Origin of the sequence: Paenibacillus sp. FSL R7-0333 (genome assembly GCF_038000365.1) — a bacterium.
GTDB classification, from domain to species: Bacteria; Bacillota; Bacilli; order Paenibacillales; family Paenibacillaceae; genus Paenibacillus_AQ; species Paenibacillus_AQ silagei.
In genome coordinates, this window is sequence record NZ_JBBOBZ010000001.1 from 6,787,644 (window position 1) to 6,813,481 (window position 25,838).

Annotated in this window: 28 protein-coding genes, 1 pseudogene and 1 riboswitch; of the genes and pseudogenes, 1 reads left to right on the forward strand and 28 read right to left on the reverse strand. The window is 52.9% G+C overall.

The genetic code is table 11. The features are described from left to right. Positions 1-22: 22 nt before the first annotated feature. From MKY86_RS29105 to spoIID, 5 genes are all read right to left on the reverse strand, one after another. Positions 23-901 (reverse strand): flagellar hook-basal body protein, encoded by an 879-nt coding sequence (locus MKY86_RS29105; protein ID WP_076084518.1) that lies wholly within the window; start codon positions 899-901, stop codon positions 23-25. Between the two features lie 49 nt (positions 902-950). Further along, entirely contained in the window at positions 951-1,949 is a 999-nt protein-coding gene (mreB, locus tag MKY86_RS29110; RefSeq protein WP_076084521.1) for a rod shape-determining protein MreB, read from the reverse strand. A 127-nt stretch (positions 1,950-2,076) separates the two neighbouring features. Beyond that, the gene (gene spoIIID / locus MKY86_RS29115) at positions 2,077-2,364 is read right to left on the reverse strand and encodes a sporulation transcriptional regulator SpoIIID (protein ID WP_019915029.1); all 288 of its coding nucleotides are present in this window, start codon (positions 2,362-2,364) and stop codon (positions 2,077-2,079) included. A gap of 307 nt (positions 2,365-2,671) precedes the next feature. After that, a complete protein-coding gene (locus MKY86_RS29120) occupies positions 2,672-3,409 on the reverse strand; it encodes a M23 family metallopeptidase (protein ID WP_076084524.1) in 738 nt (245 codons plus the stop codon). Between the two features lie 61 nt (positions 3,410-3,470). Continuing rightward, a complete protein-coding gene (gene spoIID / locus MKY86_RS29125; RefSeq protein ID WP_340827643.1) occupies positions 3,471-4,442 on the reverse strand; it encodes a stage II sporulation protein D in 972 nt (323 codons plus the stop codon). A gap of 21 nt (positions 4,443-4,463) precedes the next feature. Between spoIID and MKY86_RS29130 the strand changes: the two genes are divergently transcribed. Continuing rightward, positions 4,464-4,712 (forward strand): hypothetical protein, encoded by a 249-nt coding sequence (locus MKY86_RS29130; RefSeq protein ID WP_339311857.1) that lies wholly within the window; start codon positions 4,464-4,466, stop codon positions 4,710-4,712. 100 nt (positions 4,713-4,812) lie between these two features. On the opposite strand, the gene murA is transcribed toward MKY86_RS29130, so the two are convergent. From murA to MKY86_RS29250, 23 genes and pseudogenes are all read right to left on the reverse strand, one after another. Next, positions 4,813-6,189, reverse strand: coding sequence for a UDP-N-acetylglucosamine 1-carboxyvinyltransferase (gene murA, locus MKY86_RS29135; protein WP_076084530.1), 1,377 nt, complete (start codon positions 6,187-6,189; stop codon positions 4,813-4,815). Positions 6,190-6,386: 197 nt separating this feature from the next. Continuing rightward, the gene (locus tag MKY86_RS29140) at positions 6,387-6,644 is read right to left on the reverse strand and encodes a DUF1146 family protein (RefSeq protein ID WP_036699207.1); all 258 of its coding nucleotides are present in this window, start codon (positions 6,642-6,644) and stop codon (positions 6,387-6,389) included. Between the two features lie 271 nt (positions 6,645-6,915). Beyond that, complete coding sequence (locus MKY86_RS29145) at positions 6,916-7,332, reverse strand: F0F1 ATP synthase subunit epsilon (protein ID WP_036699230.1); 417 nt, start codon at positions 7,330-7,332, stop codon at positions 6,916-6,918. Positions 7,333-7,395: 63 nt separating this feature from the next. Then, positions 7,396-8,793 (reverse strand): F0F1 ATP synthase subunit beta, encoded by a 1,398-nt coding sequence (gene atpD, locus MKY86_RS29150; protein ID WP_076084533.1) that lies wholly within the window; start codon positions 8,791-8,793, stop codon positions 7,396-7,398. 52 nt (positions 8,794-8,845) lie between these two features. Beyond that, entirely contained in the window at positions 8,846-9,715 is an 870-nt protein-coding gene (gene atpG / locus MKY86_RS29155; RefSeq protein ID WP_076084536.1) for an ATP synthase F1 subunit gamma, read from the reverse strand. A gap of 71 nt (positions 9,716-9,786) precedes the next feature. Then, the gene (gene atpA / locus MKY86_RS29160; protein ID WP_036721723.1) at positions 9,787-11,298 is read right to left on the reverse strand and encodes a F0F1 ATP synthase subunit alpha; all 1,512 of its coding nucleotides are present in this window, start codon (positions 11,296-11,298) and stop codon (positions 9,787-9,789) included. A gap of 11 nt (positions 11,299-11,309) precedes the next feature. Next, complete coding sequence (locus tag MKY86_RS29165) at positions 11,310-11,861, reverse strand: F0F1 ATP synthase subunit delta (RefSeq protein ID WP_076084539.1); 552 nt, start codon at positions 11,859-11,861, stop codon at positions 11,310-11,312. Continuing rightward, positions 11,858-12,346, reverse strand: coding sequence for a F0F1 ATP synthase subunit B (gene atpF, locus MKY86_RS29170; protein WP_076084542.1), 489 nt, complete (start codon positions 12,344-12,346; stop codon positions 11,858-11,860). Before atpF ends, MKY86_RS29165 begins: the two co-directional genes overlap by 4 nt. Positions 12,347-12,443: 97 nt before the next feature. Next, a complete protein-coding gene (atpE, locus tag MKY86_RS29175; RefSeq protein WP_036699216.1) occupies positions 12,444-12,656 on the reverse strand; it encodes a F0F1 ATP synthase subunit C in 213 nt (70 codons plus the stop codon). A 104-nt stretch (positions 12,657-12,760) separates the two neighbouring features. Beyond that, entirely contained in the window at positions 12,761-13,528 is a 768-nt protein-coding gene (gene atpB / locus MKY86_RS29180; protein ID WP_036699217.1) for a F0F1 ATP synthase subunit A, read from the reverse strand. Positions 13,529-13,557: 29 nt separating this feature from the next. Then, the gene (locus MKY86_RS29185) at positions 13,558-13,935 is read right to left on the reverse strand and encodes an ATP synthase subunit I (protein ID WP_036699219.1); all 378 of its coding nucleotides are present in this window, start codon (positions 13,933-13,935) and stop codon (positions 13,558-13,560) included. Then, on the reverse strand, positions 13,928-14,161 hold the full coding sequence (locus MKY86_RS29190) for an ATPase F0F1 (RefSeq protein ID WP_076084545.1): 234 nt from the start codon (positions 14,159-14,161) through the stop codon (positions 13,928-13,930). The genes MKY86_RS29185 and MKY86_RS29190 overlap by 8 nt, the downstream gene beginning before the upstream one ends. 164 nt (positions 14,162-14,325) lie before the next feature. Next, positions 14,326-15,501, reverse strand: coding sequence for a non-hydrolyzing UDP-N-acetylglucosamine 2-epimerase (gene wecB, locus MKY86_RS29195; RefSeq protein WP_036721732.1), 1,176 nt, complete (start codon positions 15,499-15,501; stop codon positions 14,326-14,328). Between the two features lie 64 nt (positions 15,502-15,565). Beyond that, complete coding sequence (gene upp, locus MKY86_RS29200; protein WP_036721735.1) at positions 15,566-16,195, reverse strand: uracil phosphoribosyltransferase; 630 nt, start codon at positions 16,193-16,195, stop codon at positions 15,566-15,568. Positions 16,196-16,616: 421 nt separating this feature from the next. Beyond that, on the reverse strand, positions 16,617-17,864 hold the full coding sequence (gene glyA, locus MKY86_RS29205) for a serine hydroxymethyltransferase (protein WP_076084548.1): 1,248 nt from the start codon (positions 17,862-17,864) through the stop codon (positions 16,617-16,619). Positions 17,865-17,922: 58 nt separating this feature from the next. Beyond that, positions 17,923-18,528 carry a TIGR01440 family protein gene (locus MKY86_RS29210; RefSeq protein ID WP_076084560.1) on the reverse strand — a complete coding sequence of 202 codons (606 nt, stop codon included), beginning with the start codon at positions 18,526-18,528 and terminating at the stop codon, positions 17,923-17,925. Positions 18,529-18,665: 137 nt separating this feature from the next. Further along, a riboswitch (ZMP/ZTP riboswitch) is annotated at positions 18,666-18,749 on the reverse strand. A 49-nt stretch (positions 18,750-18,798) separates the two neighbouring features. Continuing rightward, positions 18,799-19,386, reverse strand: coding sequence for a low molecular weight protein arginine phosphatase (locus MKY86_RS29215; protein ID WP_036721738.1), 588 nt, complete (start codon positions 19,384-19,386; stop codon positions 18,799-18,801). A gap of 75 nt (positions 19,387-19,461) precedes the next feature. Further along, entirely contained in the window at positions 19,462-20,058 is a 597-nt protein-coding gene (locus MKY86_RS29220; protein WP_340827646.1) for a manganese efflux pump MntP, read from the reverse strand. Positions 20,059-20,196: 138 nt separating this feature from the next. Further along, positions 20,197-20,346, reverse strand: a complete 150-nt coding sequence (locus MKY86_RS29225; protein ID WP_143803782.1) for a V-type ATPase 116kDa subunit family protein — start codon at positions 20,344-20,346, stop codon at positions 20,197-20,199. A 78-nt stretch (positions 20,347-20,424) separates the two neighbouring features. Beyond that, complete coding sequence (locus MKY86_RS29230; RefSeq protein ID WP_340827903.1) at positions 20,425-21,549, reverse strand: L-threonylcarbamoyladenylate synthase; 1,125 nt, start codon at positions 21,547-21,549, stop codon at positions 20,425-20,427. A 620-nt stretch (positions 21,550-22,169) separates the two neighbouring features. Then, a pseudogene (gene spoIIR, locus MKY86_RS29240) lies at positions 22,170-22,927 on the reverse strand (stage II sporulation protein R). A gap of 139 nt (positions 22,928-23,066) precedes the next feature. Next, a complete protein-coding gene (locus MKY86_RS29245) occupies positions 23,067-24,263 on the reverse strand; it encodes an FtsW/RodA/SpoVE family cell cycle protein (protein WP_076080822.1) in 1,197 nt (398 codons plus the stop codon). Positions 24,264-24,549: 286 nt separating this feature from the next. Continuing rightward, entirely contained in the window at positions 24,550-25,743 is a 1,194-nt protein-coding gene (locus MKY86_RS29250) for an FtsW/RodA/SpoVE family cell cycle protein (RefSeq protein WP_076080824.1), read from the reverse strand. Positions 25,744-25,838: the final 95 nt, after the last annotated feature.

Genomic DNA, 25,838 nt, shown 5'->3' on the forward strand with positions numbered 1-25,838 from the left:
AGTAATGGTCCATGCAGCCCGGCTATACCCGGCCGACTTCATTCACGGCCTTCTGCAGGCTGCTGTCGTAGAACTGGATCACTTTCTGATTCGCTTCATACGCGCGGTAAGCGGCGTTCATATCCACAGTGACCTGAGTGGCATCCACATTAGAGTTCTCAAGGTAGCCCTGGCGTACCTGCAGAATATCCGTTCCATTAGAAAAGCGGATGTCTGCGGCCTCGGCATCATCAGCATGAAAAACCCCGTTGCCGTCACGCACCAGCTCCTGCGGTCTTGTGACGACGCTGATTCCGATCCGGGTGCCTGAAGGCAGCCCGGTCTTATTATCAATCAAATTACCTTGCCCGTCCACTTTCAGGTTATCCTGCGGTCCATTCAATTGCAGCGGATTGCCGTTACTATCGAGGACCTTGAATCCTCCTAAGCTGTGTACCTCCCCTGTGGGAGACACGGTAAAGCTTCCGTTACGTGTATATAAATTATTGCCTTCATTATCTTGAACCGTAAAGAATGCCTGAGGCCGGTAAGTAACCTCGCCATCCGGACTGATATATTTCCCCGAGCCGTCAAAAGCAAGATTGGTACCCGGATTCTCCGGGTCTGGGACCTGCAGATCGGTAGATAGCGCAAAGTCTACGCTTTTGCCGCTCTCAATGAGGTCGCCCTGCAGGTATTGGGAGACGGACTGCTCGGCAAAAACCCCGGTATTGATCCTTCCGACAGGCTGTGTTACGCCCTTGTTCATCGCGGTGATCAGCACCTCGGGAAATGCGTGGCTGACACTGTCAACCTGCTTGTACCCCGTAGTATTTAAATTGACCAAGTTCTGCGTCGCCGTATCATGTCTGCGCTGCTGCGTCACCATTCCTGCTGCGGCTGTATATAATCCTCTGAGCATGGGGTCAGTCCCTTCCTGGAATCTGCTGTTCTCCCTTATTATCGGCAGGCTAGAACTTTTTCTTAACCACCTTGTCCAAATGATCCAGCATAATTCCCGTGCCCTTGACGACGCAATGCATCGGGTCTTCAGCCACCCAGACCGGAACATGCAGCTGTTCGGAGAGCAGCTCGTCCAGTCCGTTAAGCAGGGCGCCTCCGCCGGTCAATACAACTCCGCGGTCAATAATGTCGGCCGACAGCTCAGGAGGCGTACGCTCCAGCACCGACTTGGCCGCAGCCACAATGGAAGAGACCGGGTCCCACAGCGCTTCCTTCACCTCGCCGGAAGTAATGGTAAGGGTCTGGGGAAGTCCGCTCACCATATCACGCCCGCGGATATCCATTTCTGACTTCATGCCGCCCGGACGTACCGAGCCGATGGTCACTTTGATATCCTCGGCTGTACGTTCACCGATCAGGAGCTTATATTTCTGTTTGATATATTTTAAAATGGCATCGTCGAACTTGTCCCCCGCAATCTTAATGGAGGAGGCGGTAACGACGTCGCCCATGGACAATACGGCTACATCCGTCGTTCCGCCGCCAATATCGACGACCATATTTCCGCTAGGCTGATAAATGTCCATTCCTGCGCCTATGGCTGCAGCTTTGGGCTCTTCCTCCATGAAAACCTCTTTGGCCCCGCTGCGCTCTGCCGCCTCACGGATGGACTTCGTTTCCACAGATGTAATATTGGTGGGAGCACAAATCAAAATACGGGGCCGCGAATACCAGGTCCGGCCGCCAACGCTGTCAATAAAGTATTTGAGCATCATTTCCGTAATGGCAAAATCGGCGATTACACCGTCACGGAGCGGACGAATCGTCGTTATATTCCCAGGTGTCCGCCCGACCATCCGGCGCGCCTGTTCACCAACCGCAAGGACCCGCTTCGTATCACTTTCAAGTGTGACCACGGAAGGTTCATCCAGAACGACTCCCCTTCCCTTGACATGAATGAGCACGTTAGCTGTGCCAAGATCGATTCCGATATCCTTGCTAAGCATAATGAAAGAGCCCCCAAAGTGTTATTTTAAATGAGAAAAGAAGATTGTACCAAATTTAAAAATACCATACTTTAGGGGGTGAGTACAATGGACTAAACCTGAATTATGGCGTGAAAATCCGAAAATCTTATGGCTTTGAGGCTACGGCTACCTCACGCTTCTTACCTGTGGTTTTCTTATATTTAATTTTTGTGGCTTCTCCCCCCCGAAGATGACGGATGGACTTGTGATATTCGAGAATGTGCTTCACCTGATCAGCCAGATCCGGATTGATTTCCGGCAGCCGTTCGGTTAAATCTTTGTGCACCGTGCTTTTTGAAACGCCAAATTCCTTGGCTATGGTCCGGACCGTGTGCCTGGTTTCCACGATGCAGCGTCCGATTTTAATGGTACGTTCCTTGATGTAATCGTGCACGCTCCCGCCTCCCAACTGTGAATAGTTTGGTACATTATATGAGGGGCGGGCCTATATATTCGCGCTTTCAGGACATGACAAGCTTAGGAAGGCTCTTTTTATTTGTCGGACAACCCAATTCACTGCATTTCACTGCCCCATTTCCAGAATAGAACCTGCCGGACTGTCCATTTCGTGCAGAAGTAAAATAACCCCACAAAGTGGGGCTTTAGCGTAGATGGTAACTCAGGTGCTTTGCGGGGACCCCAAAACATATAAATTCTCTTAAAAAAAACAGGAGGCTTCCGCCCCCTGTTATTCATTCGGCTTAGCGCTGCGGAAGCAGATCCGAAGGATTCACAATCTTGCCGTCCTCATGCACTTCAAAGTGCACATGGTTGCCAAGACCCTTTTCCATCTCATTGCGTCCCGCTGCCCCCAGCAACTCGCCTTGTTTCACTTGGTCGCCCTGCTTCACTTTGGTTTCACCCAGACTCTGATAGACCGTCTTCAGATCGCCGGGGGAGGTAATCTCAATTACCTTACCCAGTACAGCAACATCTTCCACTCTGGTAACTTCACCGCTGAGCGCCGCCTTCACATCAAACGTCTTGTTGTCCTCACGGGCAATATCAATTCCGGTATTGGTGACAAAGGTATTATTGTACTGCACCATCGCCGCAATATGATTCTCTTCCGTGCCGTTCTCATCGTAGTACGGTTTGACCACTTCCACTTCACTCGGGCTGGCTACCGGCCAGGCCAGGCTTTCGGCTGATGCAACAACTTCCAGGGCTTCGGGATCACCGTTTGCGGCTCCGGTTTTGCTGCCGGCTTCCCCTTGAGATACTACCGCGGCGTTGTCAGGATTCAGCGGCTTCTGGCCGGCATCCTGATAGACCCACACCAAGGTTAGTATAAGTGCCGCTGCCGCCGTGTAGACTGCCGGGAATACCCACCGTTTGGATAACAGTCTGCTCCATGAAGAAGGCTTAGCGCCTGAATCTCCCTGCTTGTTTTTGAGAGATTCATCATGGGTTGATTTGATTTTGTCTTGTTCATTCATATGGTTATCACCTCAGTAACCAGTGTTACCGGGCGCTTCGCTTTTATACGTATCTTGCAGATTATTTTTTCAGGAGAGTTGAGATTCCGGTAAAAGAGACCCCGCTGTAGTAGTGTTTGAGAATCTGTGTGGCCGTCTTCCCCTGCTTCGCCATTCCATTCGCCCCCCACTGGCTCATGCCGACACCGTGGCCGTTACCATACGTGGTGATCTGCACCTTCCCCGCTTGGCGCTTCCAGGTGAACTGGCTCGAGCGCAGCCCCAGCTTCTCTCTCACTTCCCGCCCGGTAAACACTTTCCCTCCGATAGAGATCTGTTTAATCCGGTGGCCGGCTGTAAGCGACAGTACCTCCGCCGGCAAGCTGGCAGAGGATTGAGCGGAGACTGGCATTGCCTTGCCCGAAGCTCCCAGACTGGCTGACACCGGAAGGTCCTTGGTTCCAAGGCCCAGCTTGCTGCGCAGTTCCGAATTGCTGAAGGTGTAGGTTACCGCCAGGTTCGGAGTGATCTGCAGCTCCCACGGGCTGGCTACACTGCGCAGGTAGGGGACCGCAGCGTTCCAGTACTCCTCGGAATTCTCGGTATACCCTCCGCTGGAGGCGAAGAAGGACGCTGTGATCGGCTGCCCCTGATAGGTCATGATCGTTCCGCGCGTCTCCAGGACCGCGCGGCGGATCTTCGCCAGTCCGGCGCGTTTGCTGCCGGACGCCCAGTCCCGTTTCAGCACGGCCTTCGATACGTAAGCCTGATGGCTTACCGTATCGCTCACATCCGCTTCGGGAACGGGTACCCCGCTGTGGTCGCCGGCGACCAGACGGCGGGCAATGAACGTGCGGGCCGCTACGGCCTGCGCCTTGAGCGCTTCGAGCTCAAATTCGGCCGGCATCTCGGCCGCCAGTACGCCGCTGACGTATTCCTCCAGCGGCAGGGTCTCTATTTGTCCGCTGCGCGACAAATAGACGGAGACCTCCGGCTGCGGCGCCTCTGCGGCAGCCGGTGCCGGCGCCGCCGGAGCGGCCGTGGCCTGCGGCACGGCCGGGGGCGCCGGCGGCTGTTGTCCCCGCGCTGCGGGACAACAGCCAGCGGCAGCAGCAGCGCCGCCAGCAGGGGCGCTGCCAGCCAGGCGGCGGGGGCCAGCCGCCGCAGCGGGTGTGCGCCGCGCCGCCGCACGCGCGCTACGCTGCGCGGACGCTTCAGGATGCGGCGCAGGTTGATTAACTCTTTCATCTCTATGGCTCCTTCCGTAAGCACCGGTGATTCTTATAGATATGAATTTGCGGCACCTGCTAGAACGGGATTTTGAGAGAAAGAGAGTTGCGGAATCCCCCGGAACATATAGGTTATATTTTCAAAAAAAGGACCAGCCGCTTAGCGGCTGGTCCTCATATTTTTAAAAATAACTATTATACCCAAGACGGCTGAATCTGGAAACGGGGTCTGATCTCTTCGGCTTTGGAGGATTCGCTTCTGGCCGGTTCAGGCTTAAGCGCTTCTTCCTTCGCAGCAGGAACAGCCGACTCTTCCATGGAAATCCGCCATATGTCCGCACCAAGTCCTGATAGCTTCTCAGCCAGGTGCACATACCCGCGGTCAATGTGATGCGTTCCGCTAACTTCTGTAGTACCTTCCGCCACAAGTCCTGCCAAAATAAGCGCAGCTCCTGCACGCAGGTCCGTAGCACATACCTTAGCGCCGACTAGACTGGCATTGCCGGTCACGATTGCAGAACGGCCCTCAATCTTGATCTCCGCGTTCATGTTGTGGAATTCATCCACATGCATGAACCGGTTCTCGAAGACAGTCTCTGTCACTACGCTGGTTCCTTCCGAGCGGAGCAGCAGCGCCATCATCTGTGACTGCATATCTGTCGGGAATCCCGGGTAAGGTAATGTCTTGAGATCGACAGCCTTCAGCGGCTTGTCGCTGATGACACGGACTCCGTTCTCATCCGGGATAATCGTAACGCCCATTTCCTCCATCTTGGCAATCACCGGACCCAGGTGGTCGGCAATAGCTCCCTCAACATACACATCACCGCCTGTAATCGCCGCTGCCGCCATGTAGGTTCCAGCTTCGATCCGGTCAGGAATGACATGATGTCTTACGCCGTGCATACGCTCAACGCCTTCAATCCGGATGACTCCGGTACCGGCTCCGCGTACAATGCCGCCCATCCCGTTCAGGTAATTGGCCAGGTCAACAATCTCCGGCTCTTTTGCGGCGTTCTCAATCACTGTGATGCCTTCGGCAAGCGCGGCAGCCATCATTATATTTTCGGTCGCACCTACGCTGGCCACATCCAGGTAAATCTTGGCGCCGCGCAGTCTCCCGTTACTTTTCGCATCAATATAGCCCTGGCCCAGACTAATCTCGGCCCCAAGCGCTTCAAAACCCTTCAAATGCTGGTCAATCGGCCTAGTTCCAATGGCACAACCGCCAGGCAGAGAAATACGAGTATGCCCCATTCGGGACAGGAGTGGGCCCATAACCAGGAAAGAAGCCCTCATTTTGCGTACCCATTCATATGGTGCTTCACAGGAAGTAATATTAGTGGCATCTACTTCAATCACATCGTTCTGGTATGTAATACCTGCACCCAGAGATTCCAATACCTTGTTAATCGTCATTACATCGTCTAACGGAGGTGCGTCCACAATGACGCTGACTCCTTCTTCTGCCAATAGAGAGGCGGCTATGATCGGTAGTACGGAATTTTTTGCGCCGCTGACTTTCACGCTCCCGGTCAATCTGTTGCCACCGCGGACGATAAATTTGCTCATTTCGGTTTCCCTCCGCGTCCATTATTTCTGAAATTAATTTTGAGGTTAAAATTCGTCTGTTAAGATATTGAATATTCCGCCATTGCGTCTTAGGTGCAGATTCCTTGCTTAACTTCAGTGTTGACATAATAAAACCTTATTATTCGACACTTTTTTCACTGCATCAGCCTATACAGATATAACCAAAGCTGCTGCCGTTAAAACATCCGTCCGATGAGTCCGCTCCAGCCCAAGTAATCAAGCAGGAACCCGGCCACAAAGTGACCAAGGACAATCGCCAGCAGCAGGTGCAGCAGTCTGCCCTGAGGGCTCTTGGGATATCTTATGACCAAATCCAGCTTAAGGTTCTGAAGTGACCACCAGGATAATGCAACGCAGATCAAAGAGATAACCATAGAAATCATATTGCTGGTGCCGATCGCACCCGACAACTCAGCGGATAAGCGTGTGTTCATATTAGCCCCCTGTGTTAGGTACTCGGAAATCGACTCTTATATCATACTTGTGCAGGGGAAAAGAATCCAGTACTTTTACGAAATTTTAAACAATTGGGTCTTTATATGCAGATCTGATGACGATATGTTCATAATCTGCTAGATTTGCGCTAGCTAAATTACCCCACAAAGTGGGCTTTAGCTTCGATGATGACTCAGGTACTTTGCGGGGGCCCCAAAACATATAAATTCTAAAAAAAGCAGTCAAGCCCAGGGCTTGACCGCTTATCTGCTACTGTTGTCCTTTGCCGGTCGAAACTTTGATCCGCGTTACAGCACGCTGCAATGCCAGCTCCGCACGGCGGTGATCGATCTCATCCTGCTTGCTTTGCAGCTTAAGGCGGCGCTCAGCCCGCTCCTTAGCCGCTTCAGCGCGCTCCACATCAATATCCCGGGGCAGCTCAGCACTTTCAGCCAGCACCGTTACCTTATCTTTGTGCACTTCAACGAAACCGCCATGCACAGCGATGGAGACTGTAACGCCGTCCGCCTTAACGCTAAGCGGAGCAACCTGAAGCGGGGTGACGAGCGGAATATGTCCCGGTAGAATCCCCAGTTCACCATTCACGCCGCGTACCGTCAGACTGTTCACTTGCTTGGAGTAGACCAGATGCTCCGGAGTAACTATTTCGAGCAAAAAGGTATTCACTTCCATTCCTCCTCAAAGCTTTACAGAATAAAGCCCGATCCCCCAGCATAAGCATGCTTAGGGTTACAACGTTTTCGCTTTTTCCACGGCTTCTTCAATCGTGCCTACGAACAGGAACGCTACTTCCGGAAGATCATCGTGCTTACCTTCCAGGATTTCCTTGAAGCTGCGTACGGTTTCTTTGATCGGCACGTATTTTCCCTTGAAGCCGGTGAACTGCTCTGCTACGTGGAACGGCTGGGACAGGAAGCGCTCAACCTTACGGGCGCGGGCTACAATGACCTTATCCTCTTCACTCAGCTCATCCATACCGAGGATGGCAATGATATCCTGAAGCTCGGTATAACGCTGCAGCAGCTGCTTAACGCCTTGTGCCACGTTATAGTGCTCTTCGCCGACGATTTCCGGTGCCAGCATACGCGAGCTGGAAGCCAGCGGGTCAACCGCAGGGAAGATCCCTTTTTCGGAGATTTTACGCTCCAGGTTGGTCGTTGCATCCAAGTGGGCAAACGCCGTAGCCGGTGCAGGGTCAGTATAGTCATCCGCAGGCACGTAGATCGCCTGGATGGATGTAACAGAGCCTTTCTTCGTGGACGTAATCCGTTCCTGCAGCTGACCCATTTCTGTTGCCAGTGTAGGCTGGTAACCTACCGCAGAAGGCATCCGGCCGAGCAGGGCCGATACTTCGGAACCCGCCTGGGTGAAGCGGAAGATGTTATCGATAAAGAGCAGCGTATCGCGGCCTTCCACATCACGGAAATATTCCGCCATGGTCAGACCGGTCAGTGCTACGCGCAGACGCGCGCCCGGAGGCTCATTCATTTGTCCGAAGACCATCGCCGTTTTCTTGATAACGCCGGAATCGGTCATTTCGTGATAGAGGTCATTCCCCTCACGTGTCCGCTCGCCAACGCCGGCGAATACGGATATCCCGCCGTGCTCCTGTGCGATGTTGTTGATCAATTCCTGAATAGTTACCGTTTTACCTACGCCGGCACCGCCGAACAGGCCGATTTTACCGCCCTTGGCATAAGGGGCCAGCAAGTCGATAACCTTAATTCCGGTCTCCAGAACCTCTGCCTGAGTAGACAATTCATCAAAGGTAGGAGCCAGACGGTGAATCGGGTTTCTAGCCGCCACCACTTCAGCACCGTTATCGATTGGATTGCCAAGTACGTTAAATACGCGGCCAAGTGTTGCTTCACCAACAGGAACCGAGATTGGCACTCCCTGGTCAATAGCGTCAATCCCGCGAACCAGTCCATCTGTAGAGGACATGGCGATACAGCGCACCAGGTTATCTCCAAGATGATTGGAAACTTCAAGAGTCAGATCCATGCTGCGGCCATCGCTGAGGCTCGCAACAATTTTGATGGCGTTGAATATCTGGGGCAACTGGCCGCGTTCAAATTCAATATCGACAACCGGACCCATAATGCTCACAACGCGTCCTTTGTTCATCTTCATTTCCCTCCTCGAAAGCTGTTACATATGGACCTTAAGCCCACTCATATTAAGACTGCGCGTTCGCACCAGCCACGATCTCGGTAATTTCTTGCGTAATGGCCGCCTGACGGGCACGGTTGTACGTAAGTCTAAGTTCTCCGATCATTTTTGACGCGTTCTTCGTTGCACTGCCCATCGCTGTCATCTTGGCTCCCAGCTCACTGGCCTTGCCGTTCAGAAGAGCACCATAGATTAAAGTTTCGGCATATTTCGGAAGCAGAACTTCCAGCACGCCTGCAGGTGAAGGCTCGTATTCATAAGCAGCAGATGCTCCATGATGCCCGCCTTCCCCAACGCCTTCCATAGGCAGAAGTCTGTCTACAGTCGGAACCTGGCTGATCGCATTAACGAACCGGTTGTAGCAAATATAGATCTCATCATAGACGCCTGTCTCGAACTGGTTAACCGCCGAATAGGCAATCGACTTGATGTCGGCAAATTTCGGGGTATCGGACAGTTCGGTGATTTCTTCTACAATGGGATATTCACGGCGCCGCAAAAAGTCACGGCCTTTGCGCCCGATCACAAACAGCGCATACTCATCCTTGGACTTATGGCGTTCTGCGATCAGCATCGTTACTTTACGCAGAATATTCGCATTGTAGCCGCCGGCAAGACCTCTGTCCGAGGTGATGATCAGATAACCTGTTTTTTTGACAGGCCGGCTGACCAGCATCGGGTGCTGGAGATCCTGCGTACCGGCAGCAATACTCGAGACGACCTCTTTCAGCTTCTCTGAATACGGACGGGCTGCTTCCGCCTTCTCCTGCGCCTTGCGCAGCTTGGATGCAGCGACCATCTCCATCGCTTTGGTGATCTGTCTGGTGTTCTGAACGCTCTTAATTTGACGTTTAATATCGCGCATGCTTCTTGCCATGATTTCACCACCTCTGAGCTTTGACGTAGATCAAAGCTAACTTCGTAAGCATAAACGGTAAACTCTATATATTAGCTTGTAGCAAAGCCTCTTTTGAATTTCTCGATGGCATCCTTGAGCGCTGCTTCGTTGTCTGCTGTCAGATCCTTGGTATCCGCGATGGATTTCAGGATTTCAGTTGCACTGCTGTCGATAAAGGCCAGGAATTCCTTCTCGAAACGCTTAACGTCCTTGACAGGAATATCATCCAGATGTCCTTTGACAGCGGTGTACAGACTAAGCACTTGATGTTCAACGCTAAGCGGCTGGTTCACACCCTGCTTCAGAATCTCCATCATACGCGCACCGCGGTTCAGACGGGCCTGCGTTGATTTGTCCAGATCGGAGCCGAACTGGGAGAAGGCTTGAAGCTCACGGTATTGAGCCAGATCCAGACGAAGGGAACCGGCGACCTTCTTCATGGCTTTGATCTGTGCGGAACCCCCTACACGGGATACGGAGATACCTACGTTGATTGCCGGACGCTGACCGGAGTTGAACAAGTCGGATTCAAGGAAGATTTGGCCGTCTGTGATCGAAATTACGTTCGTTGGAATGTAAGCCGATACGTCAGAAGCCTGTGTTTCGATGAATGGCAGCGCGGTTAATGAACCACCACCAAGCGCATCGCTAAGCTTGGCCGCACGTTCCAGCAGACGGGAGTGCAGATAGAATACGTCACCAGGGAAGGCTTCACGGCCCGGTGGACGGCGGAGCAGCAGGGACAATTCGCGGTAAGCCGAAGCCTGCTTGGACAGGTCATCATAGATTACAAGCACATGCTCGCCCTTGTACATGAAGTATTCGCCCATAGCGCAGCCTGCGTACGGAGCAATATAGAGCAGCGGAGAAGGCTCGGAAGCCGACGCGGTTACAACGATAGTGTAATCCAGCGCGCCATGACGGCGGAGGGTTTCTACTACCTGTGCAACAGTAGATTGTTTTTGTCCGATAGCAACATAGATACACTTCATCCCGTTGCCCTTCTGGTTGATGATCGCATCAATTGCGATTGCTGTCTTACCTGTCTGACGGTCACCAATGATCAGCTCGCGTTGTCCGCGGCCAATTGGCACCATGGCATCGATTGCTTTTAGCCCCGTCTGCATCGGTTCGTGTACCGACTTACGGTCGATAACCCCCGGCGCGTTATGTTCAACCGGACGGAATTCTGTAGTAGCTATTGGTCCTTTGCCGTCAAGCGGCTGGCCCAGTGCATTTACAACGCGGCCCAGCATGGCTTCGCCAACCGGAACCTGCATGATCTGGCCGGTACGTTTAACCTGATCGCCTTCGCGGATCTCTTTGTATTCACCCAGAATAACAACACCGACGTTGCTTTCTTCCAGGTTAAGCGCCATGCCCACTACCCCGTTGGAGAACTCCAGCAGTTCCCCTGCCATTGCGTTTTCCAGACCGTAGACACGGGCGATACCGTCGCCGACTTGAATGACGGTGCCAATTTCGGCCACTTCGATATCGGCTTTATATTGCTCAATTTGACTTTTGATCAAAGTGCTGATCTCTTCAGGTCTGATGCCCAATATCCTCACCCCTATCTTCTTTGCTTATCATTAAAGGATTTCTCAAGACGCGTAAGCTTACCGGACAGACTTCCGTCATACAGCGTATCGCCGATGACGACCTTCAGTCCGCCGAGCAGGCTTGTATCGACCACATTGGTTACACGAATCTTACGGCCAGTAAGCTGGCTGAATTCAGCCGCAACACTATCCTGTTCAGCTTGATTCAGGGAATAAGCGGAATAGACAGTAGCGTAGCCAATGCCAAGAGCATCCCCTTCAATCTTGATATACTTGGCAAGCAACTCTTCGAAAATATCGGTTCTGCCCCGCTTTACCAATAACTCTACCGTGTTCAGTACGGCTTCCGAGACTTTACCTTGAAGTGTTCCGCGCAGCACATTCAGCTTGTCGGATTGCGAGATGCGGGGTGCCAGGATAAACCGTTTCACCTCTGCATCGTTATCAAGCACTTCAACGACTAACTTCAGCTGTTCCTCCACTTGAAGCGTATTGCCTTCATCCACCGCTACACTGTACAAGGCTTTGGCATAGCGCCCGGCAACTACCGTGTCGCGGCTCATGATCGGCCTCCTACCTCTTTGAGGTATTGATCAACAAGCTGTTCCTGCTCGCCGTCAGCTGCAACTTCCTTCTCAAGCAGCTTCGAGGCAATGCGGACCGAGGCTGTGCCCAGCTCGCTGCGCAGCGCTTCAACCGCTTTGTTCTTCTCGTTCTCAATGTCGCGTACCGCTTCGTCTTTCAGACGGCTCGCTTCCACATGGGCCTGCTCAAGAATCTTGTCAACCTGGTTGTTGCTGGTAGCCTGGGACTGCTGAATGATAGCCTGTGCCTCTTGGCGCGCCTGCTGCAGGGCCTGCTTCTGCTCTTCTACATAAGCGACCGCCTGCTCTCTGGTCTTGGCTGCTTCATCCATTTGCTGCAGCACCATTTCGCGGCGCTTCTCCATAATTCCAAACAGCTTGCTGAAGGCAAATTTGCTGAGCAGGAAATACAGGAGTACAAAAGCAATAATGGAAAACAATATATTGGTCCAAACGATATCCACTGAGGTCACTCCCTTCCGTTACCGCGGCTTGCGGACATATACAAAAGTAAGGCGCGGATGGCACTTGCCCTCCCCGCCAAACCGTAAAAACGGTTTATTAAGTAAACATGATCAGGAACGCGATAACTGTAGCGGCCAAAGGAATAACTTCCACGATACCTACACCGATAAACATTGTTGTCTGCAGTGCGTTACGTGCTTCCGGCTGACGGGCGATAGATTCCACCGTCTTGCTGACGATCATACCGTTACCCAGACCTGCGCCGAGTGCGCCCAAACCAACCGCGATTGCTGCTGCCAAAAATTCCATTTGTAAATATCCTCCTTTAATTTCGGTTCTTTTTGTAATGTCTTAATAATATAAAATCTCCCGCGAAGGTTTCCGGCAGCTGCCGCTATCCTCACGGCAGCTTATTAATGCGCTTCTTCCTCGTGGATCGTCATCTGTGCGATGTAGACCATCGTCAGAATCGTAAAGATAAAGGCCTGAAGCGCCCCGACAAAGATACTGAAGCCCTGCCAGATGGCCAGGAACGGAATACTGAATAGTCCCAGCTTCAGAATGACGGTAATCAGAACCTCGCCGGCAAAAATGTTAGCGAATAGACGAATGGCAAGCGCCACTGGCTTCGCCAGGTTCTCAATGATGTTCAGCGGCAAGAAAATTGGAAACGGCTCAATATAATGTTTGAAATAATGCTTGCCGTTCAGCTTGATGCCTAAGTAGTTCATGAGTACAAACACAACGATCGCAAGTCCTGCGGTTACGTTGATGTCTGCAGTCGGCGATTTGTACCACAGAATCTCAGCATGCGCGCCATCGGCCAGGTTCTTAGTTGCTTCGATAACATGTCCGAAGACTGTAACCGGACCATCGGCCTCTGTAATAACGGAAAACGGCAGACCAAGGAGATTGGAGACGAAGATAAACAGTATCAGCGTCAATCCCAGTGATATGTAAGGCTTTCCCTTCTTCAGATCCATGGCGCTGCTGATCAGTCCCTGTACAAATTCAACCACCCATTCCATGAAATTCTGGAGCTTGGACGGATTCTCAACCGACAGGTTACGGACGGAGAGCATGACCAGTACGAACACTATCACCGAGCTGATTACCAGCATTAGCACAGCAGACAGGTCAATCGGTATTCCGCCAACATAGATTAAAGGCATTTCGTGCATAGTATCATCCCCCTTTCTCTTTAATATGGCTACAGCTTATTCTTGATTCCTAGATATATCCCCACGGGAATAGCCAGAAGCTGGGGGATGAACAGGCCGATAATCGTTGCCTCCAGCGAGAAATGTTCGTATTTGACTGAGAACATGGTCACCAGAATTCCAAAACTGATTCTTGTAGCAAAACCAAGGCTGAAGGAGCTTTTCCCTTGCTTCGCCACCGCTGCTGTCACTCTTCTGACCTTAAGGGCTAGATAACGAAAATTAACCAGTCCTGCCAGCAAGCCGAGTGTCATTCCCAGAGTAACTGCACGGGTCTCATGATGGAGAGCCCACCCCATTACCAATCCTGCCATAATGATTACTGTCACCCTGGTGACGATATTGATTACGGGAGTCATATTATCCATTTTGCTCCCCCAAAAAATTTTTGATTAGCAAAGCAACATTCACAACTCCGAGAATCAACCCGGTAATTGTTCCGATAGCCAGCCAAAAGGCAGGTCCGTCCATCAGATTGCGCAGCCACTTTGCCACAAAAAAGCCTATTACAATGTAAGCGGTGAGCAAGCTGCCCGCACCCCCGAGTACTAGAGCCGTACGCCCCAGTCCAGGCTCATTCTTTGGTTCCTTCATAGGCTACAATCCCAACTAATTTTACTGAATATCCAGACTCTTTGTCAATTCACAGAAAATTGCCCAAAATCGCATGAAAATATGAAAATAATCACAGCAAAATACACCAAAACCATATAAACCGTACAGTTTAACTGTATGCTGCTTTTATTAACCTTAGTATATTAGTTGTCTTGCCCTGTTTTATCATTTGTGAACATTGTGTGAAATTCTTCTGGACGTTCTTCAGCAGCTCCGAAATGGTGCAAAATCGCATTGACAATTCTCTCGGAGGCTTTGCCGTCTCCATACGGGTTGGCGGCCCGGCTCATCGACTGATACAGGTTCTGATCGGTCAAAAGAGCATGTGTCCGTTGATACACCTTCTCCTCGTCCGTTCCCACAAGCTCCAGTGTTCCGGCCTCGATCCCTTCCGGGCGCTCGGTTGTATCACGCAGCACAAGCACAGGAACTCCAAAGGAGGGAGCTTCCTCCTGCAGGCCGCCGGAATCGGTCAATATCAGGTGGGTATGCGGATAAAAGTTATGCAGGTCAACGACATCCAGCGGATCAATCAGCTTGATTCTAGGGTGTCCGCCGAGGATCTCATGCGCCGGTTCCTTGACTGCCGGACTCGGGTGCACGGGATACACAATGGCTACATCTTCAAATTCATCAGCGATTCTTTTGACTGCACGGAAAATATGACGGTGCGGTTCGCCTTGGGATTCTCTGCGGTGCGCCGTCATCAAAATAAGTCTTTTTCCTGAAGCAAAATCAAGGACCGGATGCCGGTAGTCCGGCTGTACGGTATATTGAAACACATCAGTTACGGTATTGCCTGTGATATAAATACTTGATTCTTTTTTGTTCTCGTGTCTCAGGTTGCCCGCTGACCAATGGGTCGGAGCAAAATGCAGATCAGCAAGCACGCCTGTCAGCTGACGGTTCATTTCTTCCGGATAAGGCGAAAGCTTGTTCCATGTCCGAAGACCTGCTTCCACATGCCCAACCTGAATCTGCTGCAGGAAAGACGCATAGCTGGCCAGGAAGGTGGTCAGGGTATCGCCATGTACAAGCACGAGGTCCGGCTTCACTTCGCGGAGCACCGGCTCCAGGCCTTCGAGCACCCGGATCGTGATCTCATTGAGCGTCTGGCGGTCCTTCATTACGTCCAGATCATAATCCGGGGTAATCTTGAACACCTCAAGCACCTGATCCAGCAGCTCCCGGTGCTGCGCAGTTACACAAACAATCGATTCAATCTGCTCAGGATGTCTGTTCAGCTCCAGAACCAGAGGCGCCATCTTGATTGCCTCGGGGCGCACTCCGAAAATCGTCATTACTTTAATTTTGGACATAAGCCCTTCCCTCTCTTCTGAAAACCGCGGTATATTGGGTTCGTACTATTATTATCTGTGCTTCTTACTTGGTTCCGTACAGTCTGTCCCCGGCATCTCCGAGGCCCGGAACGATATATCCGTGATCATTCAAATGATCGTCAAGCGCTGCAACATAGATATCCACATCCGGATGAGCAGCTTGTACAGCAGCAACACCTTCCGGGGCAGCAATCAGGTTCATCATCTTGATCTGAGTGCAGCCGCGGTTCTTAAGCGAGGTAATCGCCGCAATGGCAGAGCCGCCTGTAGCCAGCATAGGATCGATTACGATCAGCTCACGTTCCTGGACATCCGTAGGAAGCTTAATGTAGTACTCCACCGGCTGCAGGGTGTCCGGATCACGGAACAGGCCTACATGACCTACCTTCGCCGCAGGAAGCAGCTTAAGAACACCTTCCAGCATACCAAGACCGGCGCGCAGAATCGGAATCAGCCCGAGCATTCTTCCCGAAATCACCTTGCTCTGCGTTTCCTGCACTGGCGTCTGCACCGTAATGGTCTCCAGCGGGATATCACGTGTAATCTCATAAGCCATAAGTGTTGCTACTTCATCGACATGCTCCCTGAAGTCTTTTGTGTTGGTCCGCACATCGCGAATGAATGTCAATTTGTGCTGAATCAATGGATGATCGCAAATCACCAATTTTCCCATGTTGTCCCTCCGGTAATTGTAAGTCTTATTTATAGCCAAAGTAAGCACTTGGCTTCTCAGGTGGCTAAATCCTATCTATTATATCATCACCAAGACTGCTTTTCACCTACAGATAGACAGATCCGCGAGTCGTCCTGCTTCCTGCAGATTCCCAGCCCATGGAAGCTTAAGGCAATATAGCCACCTCTCTGGATATAAAACAAAGCTTAGTTTGTACGATTAAGCGCTTTTAATACTATTCACAGTTCTTTCACTACTTTTAATGAAAGTTCCATGAACTTTCATGTAATTTTCAACATAATTCATTCGTTTTCTCAGCAGCTATTTGTGAACATTATGTAACAGCAACGCAGCAAATAAAAAGCCTTTGCGTACTTCCGGCGGAACCGGGTACGCAAAGGCGATTATTAGAGGACTCTGATTAGTATTGCAATCCAGGGTAAATCGGATATTGTTCAGTCAGCTTGGCTACCTCACGCGCCGCCTGAGTCAAGTTAGCTTCATCCTGCGGGTTCTTCAGGACAGTAGCAATAATCCGGCCGATTGTAACCATAGCCTGCTCATCCATACCGCGTGAAGTAACAGCCGGTGTGCCGATGCGGATACCGCTGGTTACGAATGGGCTAGTCGGGTCAAACGGAATCGCGTTCTTGTTGACTGTAATTCCGATGGAATCCAGCACCTTCTCAGCAACCTTGCCGGTAATGTTCAGGTTGCGGGTATCAAGCAGGATCAGATGGTTATCGGTTCCACCGGATACAATATTAATACCTTCACCAACAAGGGTCTCTGCCAGTACCTTGGCATTCTTAACTACGTTCTCGGCATAAGTCTTGAATGAAGGCTGCAGCGCCTCACCGAACGATACGGCTTTGGACGCAATCACATGCATCAAAGGTCCGCCCTGGGAACCAGGGAAGACTGCTTTATCAATCGCGGCAGCCCATGGCTGTCTGCACAGAATCATCCCGCCGCGCGGACCGCGCAGGGTTTTGTGCGTAGTTGTAGTGACGAAGTGGGCATGAGGAACCGGATTCGGGTGAAGACCGGCAGCCACCAGACCGGCAATATGGGCCATATCGACCATGAACAGAGCGCCCACATCATTTGCAATCGAACCGAGTGCGGCAAAATCAATCGTACGCGGATACGCGCTCGCACCGGCAACGATCATTTTGGGACGGTGCTTGAAGGCGGCTTTGCGCACTTCATCATAATCGATCAGGAAGGAATCCTCCTGTACACCATAAGCCACGAAGTTATACAGAATTCCGGAGGCATTCACCGGGCTGCCGTGGGTCAAATGGCCGCCATGCGCCAGATTCATACCCAGTACTGTATCGCCAGGGCTAAGGGCAGCAAGATATACAGCCATGTTAGCCTGTGCGCCGGAATGCGGCTGCACGTTGGCATGCTCTGCACCGAACAGCTCCTTGGCACGGTCACGGGCCAGGTTCTCTACGATATCCACATCTTCACAGCCGCCGTAGTAACGCTTGCCGGGATAACCTTCGGCGTATTTGTTCGTAAGCACGGAGCCCATGGCCTCCATGACGGCTTCACTTACAATATTCTCTGAGGCAATAAGTTCAATGTTCGCACGCTGGCGGCTCAGTTCGAGGCCCATCGCTTCCAATACTGCCGGGTCACTTTTACGCAATTGTTCCATGTTTCTAATTTCCTCCCTGTAACTCTGATTTATGTGGTGTTAGTTAAAACCTCTCACTTCAGTCACAATTCACGGAACCGCTAGTCTCAGGCGTGCGGTACACGGCCCGTTCCCCGCCGATCAGCGGCGGTCTGCTCCATGCGGCATTTACCCGGGCAGCCCCGATATACCGCAGGCTAGGCCGGTAAGGTACGGCAATCCGGCGCAGATGCATGCCAATCAGGGTCTCCCCGATATCTATACCGGCATGAGCTTCAATCGTCTCTGCCAGTACCGGATCTGTCATGGACTGGTAGGCCGCTGCAGCCATAGAGCCTCCGGCCCCCGGAATGGGTACAGCCGACACCTCTCTGAGACCAAGGGCTTCCAGCAGAGCGCGTTCCATCACCAGCGAACGGTTCAAATGCTCGCAGCATTGATAGACCGGGTGAAAACCAAATTCATCCGCAATCTGCGTAATCCCCTCCAGCAGCTGCCGCGCAACCTCCAGCGCACCGCCTGTCCCAATCCGCTTCCCTGCCACTTCGCTTGTGCTGGCTCCGACGACCATGATCTTCCCCGGACCGAGCTGGCCCGCTACTGCAAGTTCACGCGTTACCGCAGCAGTGGCTGCGGCCAAAGAAAGCTCCCCGCCGCCCGTTAGCTGCTGCTCTGCAGCCGCCATACCGGATAAGCGGTCATCCCCTGACTTCTGCTTCAGGACTTCCTCCATCTTACCGCCCCCTTCAACCGTTTCTGATTTCCATGGAGATGCAACTTTTAAACAAAAAAGAGCAGTCCGCAGGTTGAACTGCGGATGTGCTCTTTTGCCCAGGCGACCGGCCGTTTATTCCAGGTGCTCCATCGTGGTTTCATCCACACTTGTCGCCAGTTACACCGGAACCGGATCATATTTATTACATCTTAAGGGATAGTCAGCAAAAAATCAACCACTTCAAAGCCGTCTCAGCGATTCAAGCTTATCGAGTAGACTGTACAGCGCCGTACGGATCTCGGCAGCCGCCAGCTCGTAATCTTCACGCGAGCCGCCGAACGGATCACTGATATCGAAGCTGGGGATACGCTGGCGGATCTCAATCATCCGCTGCATAGCCGCAGCATCCGGCTCGGTGCCCAGGGCCAGATTCAGCTCCGCATCTGCATACAAGCTGTCCAGCTCCCGGATATCGGCGTTCACGGATTCCTGCGTCTGGACATACTCCTTAAGGGTATGGGTCTTGGTAACGGCGTCAGGAAAATATTGCAGCAAATGCCGCTTATGCGCTCCTGTCAGGGTGAGGATCAGATCGGCCCAAGCCACTGCCTCCCCGTTCAGCTGTGAGGATACGATGCGGTCCTGAATCCCTTCATCCTGCAGAATGCCCGCAGCATGTCTGGATATGGAAGTACCCGGGACAGCAGAAACTCCGGCAGACCGCACCTCCACATGAATGCCCCGCTCCTTCGCAAGCTTCCGCAGAAGCCCTTCGGCCATGGGACTACGGCAGGTATTACCTGTGCAGACAAATAAAATATGCAGCAACCTTTCCACCTCCGGTAAACATTATAATTTCGGTATGAAGCAAGCTTAAAAATTATGGGTATTGCCGTTATTGTATCAAAAGATGAACATCAAGCCAAACGCCAGGAGAATGGCTCCGCCCAGCGCTTCCCCGTACTCTCCAAGGCCCCGGCTCACCCGCCTGCCCAGCAGCAGCCCTGTAATGGACATAACACCGCCACAGGCACCGAAGGCCAGCACGGTTAGAATAATACTATTCACAAACATCCCAAGCGAAACCCCGACCGAGAAAGAATCCACACTTACACTGAGCGAGATCAGCAGCATGCCCCACACTGTCCGGTGATCCATCTGCCGACTGCTGCCGCCGTCGTCCTGACGGAAGGAGTTGAACACCATATGTCCGCCCAGCAAAACAAGCAGGCCTCCGGCAGCATAGGTGGTAACCTGTCCCAGTAAATGCCCGACATAGCTGCCCGTGAACAAGCCCAGCAGCGGCATCAGCACATGAAAAAAAGCAATCAGCAGGCTAAGCTGCAGCACATGCAGCAGACGGATGCCCCTCATCCCGATGCCCACGCCAAGCGAGAACGCATCCATCCCCAGCGCAACTGCCATAATGGCCACTGTTACTATCTGGCCCCAGCCCCCATGTATTCCGCCCCAGCCCCCAACCATTCCGTCCCAGCCCATGAATAACCCTCCACCCTGAGTCCGTAAGTTCTTGTACAACAACGATATGCGGACAAGATGGTATTCATGACTGTGGGGTGGATGGCAGGGCGGGGGCGAAGGGCCATGGCCTGCGTAAAATCAGGTGTATCCGAACATTCATTTTCCAAATTTATCGAAGTATTCCTTTGCCTTTTTGAGGATGGCTAACTCTTCCTCCATCTCGGCCAGCTGCCGATCGCGTTCCTTCAGTTGCCGTTCAAGCTCTCTGAGTTTGTTCTGATCGGCTTCCTGATCCTTTCCACTCATAGCAGCACCTCCACGTTAATCTTATGAGTTCCAGTCTTAGAAGGAGGACATGGTCCATACCATCCTAACAGCAACTGACTACCCGGCGTCGATCACTGATTCTCCAGCGGCTTTCATCAGCCGGTTCATGATGGCTGCGCCTAGGCCCGTGACCGGGCAGGCCTCGGCCAGAATGTACGTGGCCCCCGCTTCATCGAAGCGCCGCAAGGCGGCATACAGGAAGCGGGCGGTCTCCTCCGGCGAGGACAGCGAGCCGAGAGACACCGTGCAGGCGGCCGGGTCGGCGGGATACAGGGACCTATGCTCCTCGAAGAGGAGCAGGCCCGTGATCTCGCCCGCCCGCTGCGCCGCCTGCAGCAGCCCAGCGGCGGTCTCCGCCACGCGCTGCGCGGAGGAGCCGCGTACGATGCCAAGCGCGCCGCGCGGGGCATAGTGCGTGTACTTCATGCCCGGCGCGCGCGGCGCCGGGCCGCTGCCTGCGGCCGCCTGCGCAGCAGCGCCGGCTTCGCCGCCGCCGGGCACGGCTGCCGGCGGCACAGGCACGGACCCGCCGCCGGATGCACCGGCAGGCATGTCCGCCCCGGCGGCCGGCTCCGCTGCGGCCGCTTCAGTGCCGGTCACCGCCGCGAGCTGCTCGGCGGTGATGCCCCCGGGACGGAGCACGGCTACCGTCCCGTCCGGCTGCACCTGCACCACGGTCGACTCCAGGCCGACCCCGGCCGCGCCGCCGTCCAGAACCCCGCCGATATATCCGGCGAGGTCTTCCAGCACATGGGCGGCCAGCGTCGGACTCGGCCGCCCGGAGCGGTTGGCGCTAGGCGCAGCCACCGGACAATCCGCCGCGCGCAGCAGCGCAAGCGCCACCGGATGATCCGGCATGCGCACGCCAACCGTATCCAGACCCGCCGTCACCAGCGGCGAGAGGACGCCGGGACGCACCGGCAGCACCAGCGTCAGCGGGCCGGGCCAGAACGCATCGATCAGCGCCTCGGCCACCGGATGCACCTCCGTCACCAGGCGACCGAGATCCTCCCGCCGGGCAATATGAACGATCAGCGGGTTATCGGAGGGACGGCCTTTGGCTGCGAATACCGCTTCTACCGCTGCGGTGTTCCGCGCATCTGCGCCCAGCCCGTACACCGTCTCCGTCGGAAAGGCCACTGTCTCCCCGCTCCGCAGCAGCGTTGCCGCTTCCGAGATCATGCCCAGGTCACTCGTGCTCACCGGCAAACCGTCAGAACTCTCCGTTCCGCCATCCGTTCCCTCCTTGCCGGAAGCAAGGCTCCAGTACAGGGTGGATTCTATATGACCGCTGCGGCGCTGGGCCGCGAATGGTAAATGCTTATCTTCTGTCATCTATCATCACTAGCTTTCTAAATTGAATTATTACGGAACAAAATCATCCGACCGGATGAATGGGATTACCTGCGCGTCAGCACAATGTATGCTGTTTTCCACATACAATTGGTCCATATGCCTGCATGGTAGCCAATGTATGCTGTTTTTGGCATACATTTGGGCCATACTCCTTCACGCCAGCATAATGTATGCTGTTTTTCACATACATTCGGGCATTCGCCTCCTGTGCCAGCACAATGTATGCTGTTTTTCACATACATTTGGTCCATAAGGCCCTGTGCCAGCTTATGGCATTCGGTTTTAGGCACCTTGTCCACAACAGGAGGAAACAATAGTTTCCTCTACACTCAAAAACGGCCCCCTCAGGTGGAGCCGCCTCTGCTCAAGTTCTGCAATCATCGTACCATATCCGGCGCAAAAACTGTAGAATCCAATATACGTTTACGCCATGCTTTTCAAGACATTCAGGCAAACAGCCCGCAGATCCAGCTCCAGATATTCTTCAGCAGCTCCCACACGAAGAACTTCACCTTCGGTGCCTCAGCAGTATCACCCGAACTTCCTTCCTTGTTAGCAGAATCCGAGAGACTGGATACTGCCCCTTGCGCTGTTCCATCCGCCGCCTTCACCTTCGCACCGTCTCCCGAAGCCTTGGCTGAAACCTTAGCCGCACCCTTGGCCTCCGCCTTCGCAGCAGCCGGTTCCGCAGCCGCAGCATCCCGGTTCCTGCATCGATGAAGCAGAGCGGCGGAAACAGCACACACCACCAATTCTGCCCTTTGCCTGATCCAAGCGTGACCCGGACGGCCTCGTATTCTCCGGCTGGGTAGACCCGTCCGCCATACATTTTGGTCGGAAAAGGAACCGTGCCCAGCTCCACCTGATAGCCGTATTCAATCCCGCGCTGCGCCAGCTCTCTGCCCACCAGCTCATTCAGCTCCGGCAGATGATTACGGATCAGGGCACGGGCCTGCTCCAGACTCTGCGGATCTTCCAGCCCGGCCACCCACTGATTAATCTGCTCCACGATCCGGTCACGAATCTGGCGCTTGACCAGCTGATCCCCGGTGCCGTCCGAATTCGCCAGAATACGCAGGCGGATTGACTCCTGCGGGATCGATACCTCCGCTACGGCAGCATCGCTTTTTTGCCCTTCCCAGGCCATCATCAGAATCATAAAAAAACAAATTAAAATGGCAGTATACTTAAAGGTAATTCGCAGGGAATCCCCTCGTTCCAGCTTATAATCCTCCATCTTCCGCAGCCCCTCTCCCTTTGAACCTCTTATGTTCCCAGTATGTCCAGGAATGAGAGACTGCAAACCTATTAATCTATGATTTATGAAGTAGAGACGGAAGCACCTAGTTTTTGGACAAAAGGGATTTGCCCTTCGTGTCCGGTTGCGGCAGAGGGAGATCATCCTCCACATCCTGCCCGTAGAGCCTTACGCTCATCGCAATTCCCATACAGGCCATATTAATCAGCAGCGAGGTTCCGCCGTAGCTGATGAACGGCAGGGTAATGCCGGTCAGCGGCATCAGTCCGGTCATCGCACCGATATTCTCCAGAATCTGATACAGCAGCATCGCCACAATCCCGACAATCAGGAGCGGCCCGCCACGGTCCCTGCATTCTAGGGCAATCAGGATTAATCTGTGGATCAGGATAAAAAAGAGCATCAGCAGCGCCGCTGCGCCCAGGAAGCCGAATTCTTCCCCAATCTGCACAAAAATCGATTCCGAATACAGATACGGCACACGGTTGCTCTGTACGGAGCTGCCCTCCAAATAGCCTTCTCCCTTCAGGCCCCCGGAGCCAATCGCCGTCTGAGCATTTTTCGTCTGATAGCTCGCCGTGCTGCTGGCCAGCTCAGGCACGAGCCAAGGATCAAACCGGCTGACGAAGTGATCCCGGCCCAGCGTTTTCTCAATGAAATCCACCGTCTGCTCGTGATAGTTGATATAGCACAGGATGAAGCCCAGAATTGCTCCGCCCGCGACAACTAGACCGATCAGCGCATGCGAGAATTTGATACGCCCGATCCATAGCAAGCCAAGCAGGATTACGATATAGCTGAGCGCATTGCCCAGGTCATTCTGGACGATAACCAGCGCGCACGGCATGAATGCAATCAGACCCAGCGGCACGACATCGCGCCAGAACTGGAGCCGGGTTTTATTTTTACGGACAAGCATGGTGGTCAGAAAAATAATCAGAATCAGCTTGAACAGCTCCGCCGGCTGAATACTTAAATCGCCAATACCGATCCAGCCCTGGGCACCATTCTTAACCTTGCCGAAAAAGCTGACCGAAAGCAGAATTCCGATTCCGGCGATGTAAATATAGAGTCCATACCGCACCAGCAGGCGGTAATCGAACAGGGTGATCAGGATAAACGCGATAAATCCCAGCGCATAATACTTCAGCATGGTGATATGCATACCATCCAGGCCGTCTCTTCCGTGAGTCACGCTGTAAATGGAGAAGATACAGACCCCCATCAGCACAATCAAAATAAGCACAATGCTGCCGTCTATTCTTTTGATTCTCTGCAACATAAGGATATACCCCTCAAACTCTACGGATTAGGAATCCGCCCGCTGCACCCAGCCCAGGCTTCAACCCACTAATTTCCATTGTAATGCAATTGGGAGCATTTATTCAATTTTTCTATTTCTGCATAGCTGACCCACTAAGCCCTCCTTCTAAGTATGTCAGCCCAGGTGGAAACGGATTTGCCGTCCATTTGCAAAAAAATACCGGAACCCTTCGTAAACGAAGAATTCCGGTATGGATGAAGCATTCAGCTTCCCTAAATGCGCGGGCTTTATTATTCTTAATAAGTTAACTTCTCTTGGCGGAAGCTGGGGAAGAATACAGTGCAGGACTCGGCAGATCCTCCTCCACCTCTTGCCCATGCAGACGCACGCTCATAACAAGCCCTATGCTCGCCATATTGATCAGCAGTGAGGTGCCTCCGAAGCTGATGAACGGCAGCGTAATCCCGGTCAGCGGCATCAGGCCCAGGAAGGCCCCGATATTCTCAAAAATCTGATACAGCAGCATCGCCACCACCCCGACGATCAGGAACGGCCCGCCCCTATCCTTGCACTCCAGTGCAATTAGTATCATCCGGTGAATGAGGATAAAGTACAGCAGCAACACCAGTGCCGAGCCGACAAAGCCGTATTCCTCCGCAATCTGCACAAAAATGGAGTCCGAATAGGTGTATGGTACACGGTCAGTCTGCACCGAGCTGCCTGTCATGTAGCCTTCACCGCTCATGCCGCCGGAGGCGATGGCCATTTTGGCGTTCTTCGTATGGTAGATCGCCTTGGCCGTCGCCTTATCCGGTACCAACCATGGGTCGAAGCGCTCGATCCAGTGCGAACGTTTGATATCTACCAGGAAATCCTTAATTTCATCATGATAATGAATATAGCTCATAATTCCGGCAGCCGCAGAGCCGCCTATAACCAGCAGCCCGATCAGCGCATGGGTGAATTTGATATTGCCGATCCACAAGAGACCGATCAGAATAACGATGTAAGAGAGCGCATTTCCAAGGTCATTCTGGCTGATTACGATGACAAACGGCACGAGACTGAATAATCCCAGCGGGACCACATCACGCCAGAACAGCAGCTTATTTTTATTTTTGCGTACAAGCACAGCTGCCAGGAACAGAATTAAAATCAGCTTGAACAGCTCCGCCGGCTGAAGACTGAAGCTGTTGCCGAACTTGATCCATCCCTGTGCACCGTTCTGCTCTGTGCCCACGAAGCTGACCAGGATCAGAATGCCAATCCCCGTGATGTACACATATAACGCATATTTTACAAGCAGGCGGTAATCCACGAACGTCAGCCCGATAAAGGCAACAAAGCCCACGATATAGAATTTGATCATCTTAATATGCGACCCGTCCAGCCTCTCACGCCCGTGGGTCACACTGTATATGGAGAAAATGCTGACCACCATCAGCAGCACAAGAATCACCAGGATAACGCCGTCAATCTTCTTAATCTTCTGAAGCATATTCTGTCTCCTTACTCAGTACTGGTTCTTCCCGTTCTTGTCTCCCGGCAGCCGCCCAGGCAGAAGTTCCGTCACGTCTATTGTAAAGGAAGGGG

What these genes read in the sequence shown, in the direction of transcription:
- MKY86_RS29105 (WP_076084518.1), bottom strand. Translation starts at nt 901, where the DNA reads ATGCTCAGAGGATTATATACAGCCGCAGCAGGAATGGTGACGCAGCAG.
- mreB (WP_076084521.1), bottom strand. Translation starts at nt 1,949, where the DNA reads ATGCTTAGCAAGGATATCGGAATCGATCTTGGCACAGCTAACGTGCTC.
- MKY86_RS29120 (WP_076084524.1), bottom strand. Translation starts at nt 3,409, where the DNA reads ATGAATGAACAAGACAAAATCAAATCAACCCATGATGAATCTCTCAAA.
- murA (WP_076084530.1), bottom strand. Translation starts at nt 6,189, where the DNA reads ATGAGCAAATTTATCGTCCGCGGTGGCAACAGATTGACCGGGAGCGTG.
- MKY86_RS29140 (WP_036699207.1), bottom strand. Translation starts at nt 6,644, where the DNA reads ATGAACACACGCTTATCCGCTGAGTTGTCGGGTGCGATCGGCACCAGC.
- atpD (WP_076084533.1), bottom strand. Translation starts at nt 8,793, where the DNA reads ATGAACAAAGGACGCGTTGTGAGCATTATGGGTCCGGTTGTCGATATT.
- atpG (WP_076084536.1), bottom strand. Translation starts at nt 9,715, where the DNA reads ATGGCAAGAAGCATGCGCGATATTAAACGTCAAATTAAGAGCGTTCAG.
- MKY86_RS29165 (WP_076084539.1), bottom strand. Translation starts at nt 11,861, where the DNA reads ATGAGCCGCGACACGGTAGTTGCCGGGCGCTATGCCAAAGCCTTGTAC.
- atpE (WP_036699216.1), bottom strand. Translation starts at nt 12,656, where the DNA reads ATGGAATTTTTGGCAGCAGCAATCGCGGTTGGTTTGGGCGCACTCGGC.
- atpB (WP_036699217.1), bottom strand. Translation starts at nt 13,528, where the DNA reads ATGCACGAAATGCCTTTAATCTATGTTGGCGGAATACCGATTGACCTG.
- MKY86_RS29185 (WP_036699219.1), bottom strand. Translation starts at nt 13,935, where the DNA reads ATGGATAATATGACTCCCGTAATCAATATCGTCACCAGGGTGACAGTA.
- MKY86_RS29190 (WP_076084545.1), bottom strand. Translation starts at nt 14,161, where the DNA reads ATGAAGGAACCAAAGAATGAGCCTGGACTGGGGCGTACGGCTCTAGTA.
- wecB (WP_036721732.1), bottom strand. Translation starts at nt 15,501, where the DNA reads ATGTCCAAAATTAAAGTAATGACGATTTTCGGAGTGCGCCCCGAGGCA.
- upp (WP_036721735.1), bottom strand. Translation starts at nt 16,195, where the DNA reads ATGGGAAAATTGGTGATTTGCGATCATCCATTGATTCAGCACAAATTG.
- glyA (WP_076084548.1), bottom strand. Translation starts at nt 17,864, where the DNA reads ATGGAACAATTGCGTAAAAGTGACCCGGCAGTATTGGAAGCGATGGGC.
- MKY86_RS29210 (WP_076084560.1), bottom strand. Translation starts at nt 18,528, where the DNA reads ATGGCGGCTGCAGAGCAGCAGCTAACGGGCGGCGGGGAGCTTTCTTTG.
- MKY86_RS29220 (WP_340827646.1), bottom strand. Translation starts at nt 20,058, where the DNA reads ATGGGCTGGGACGGAATGGTTGGGGGCTGGGGCGGAATACATGGGGGC.
- MKY86_RS29225 (WP_143803782.1), bottom strand. Translation starts at nt 20,346, where the DNA reads ATGAGTGGAAAGGATCAGGAAGCCGATCAGAACAAACTCAGAGAGCTT.
- MKY86_RS29230 (WP_340827903.1), bottom strand. Translation starts at nt 21,549, where the DNA reads ATGATCTCGGAAGCGGCAACGCTGCTGCGGAGCGGGGAGACAGTGGCC.
- MKY86_RS29245 (WP_076080822.1), bottom strand. Translation starts at nt 24,263, where the DNA reads ATGTTGCAGAGAATCAAAAGAATAGACGGCAGCATTGTGCTTATTTTG.
- MKY86_RS29250 (WP_076080824.1), bottom strand. Translation starts at nt 25,743, where the DNA reads ATGCTTCAGAAGATTAAGAAGATTGACGGCGTTATCCTGGTGATTCTT.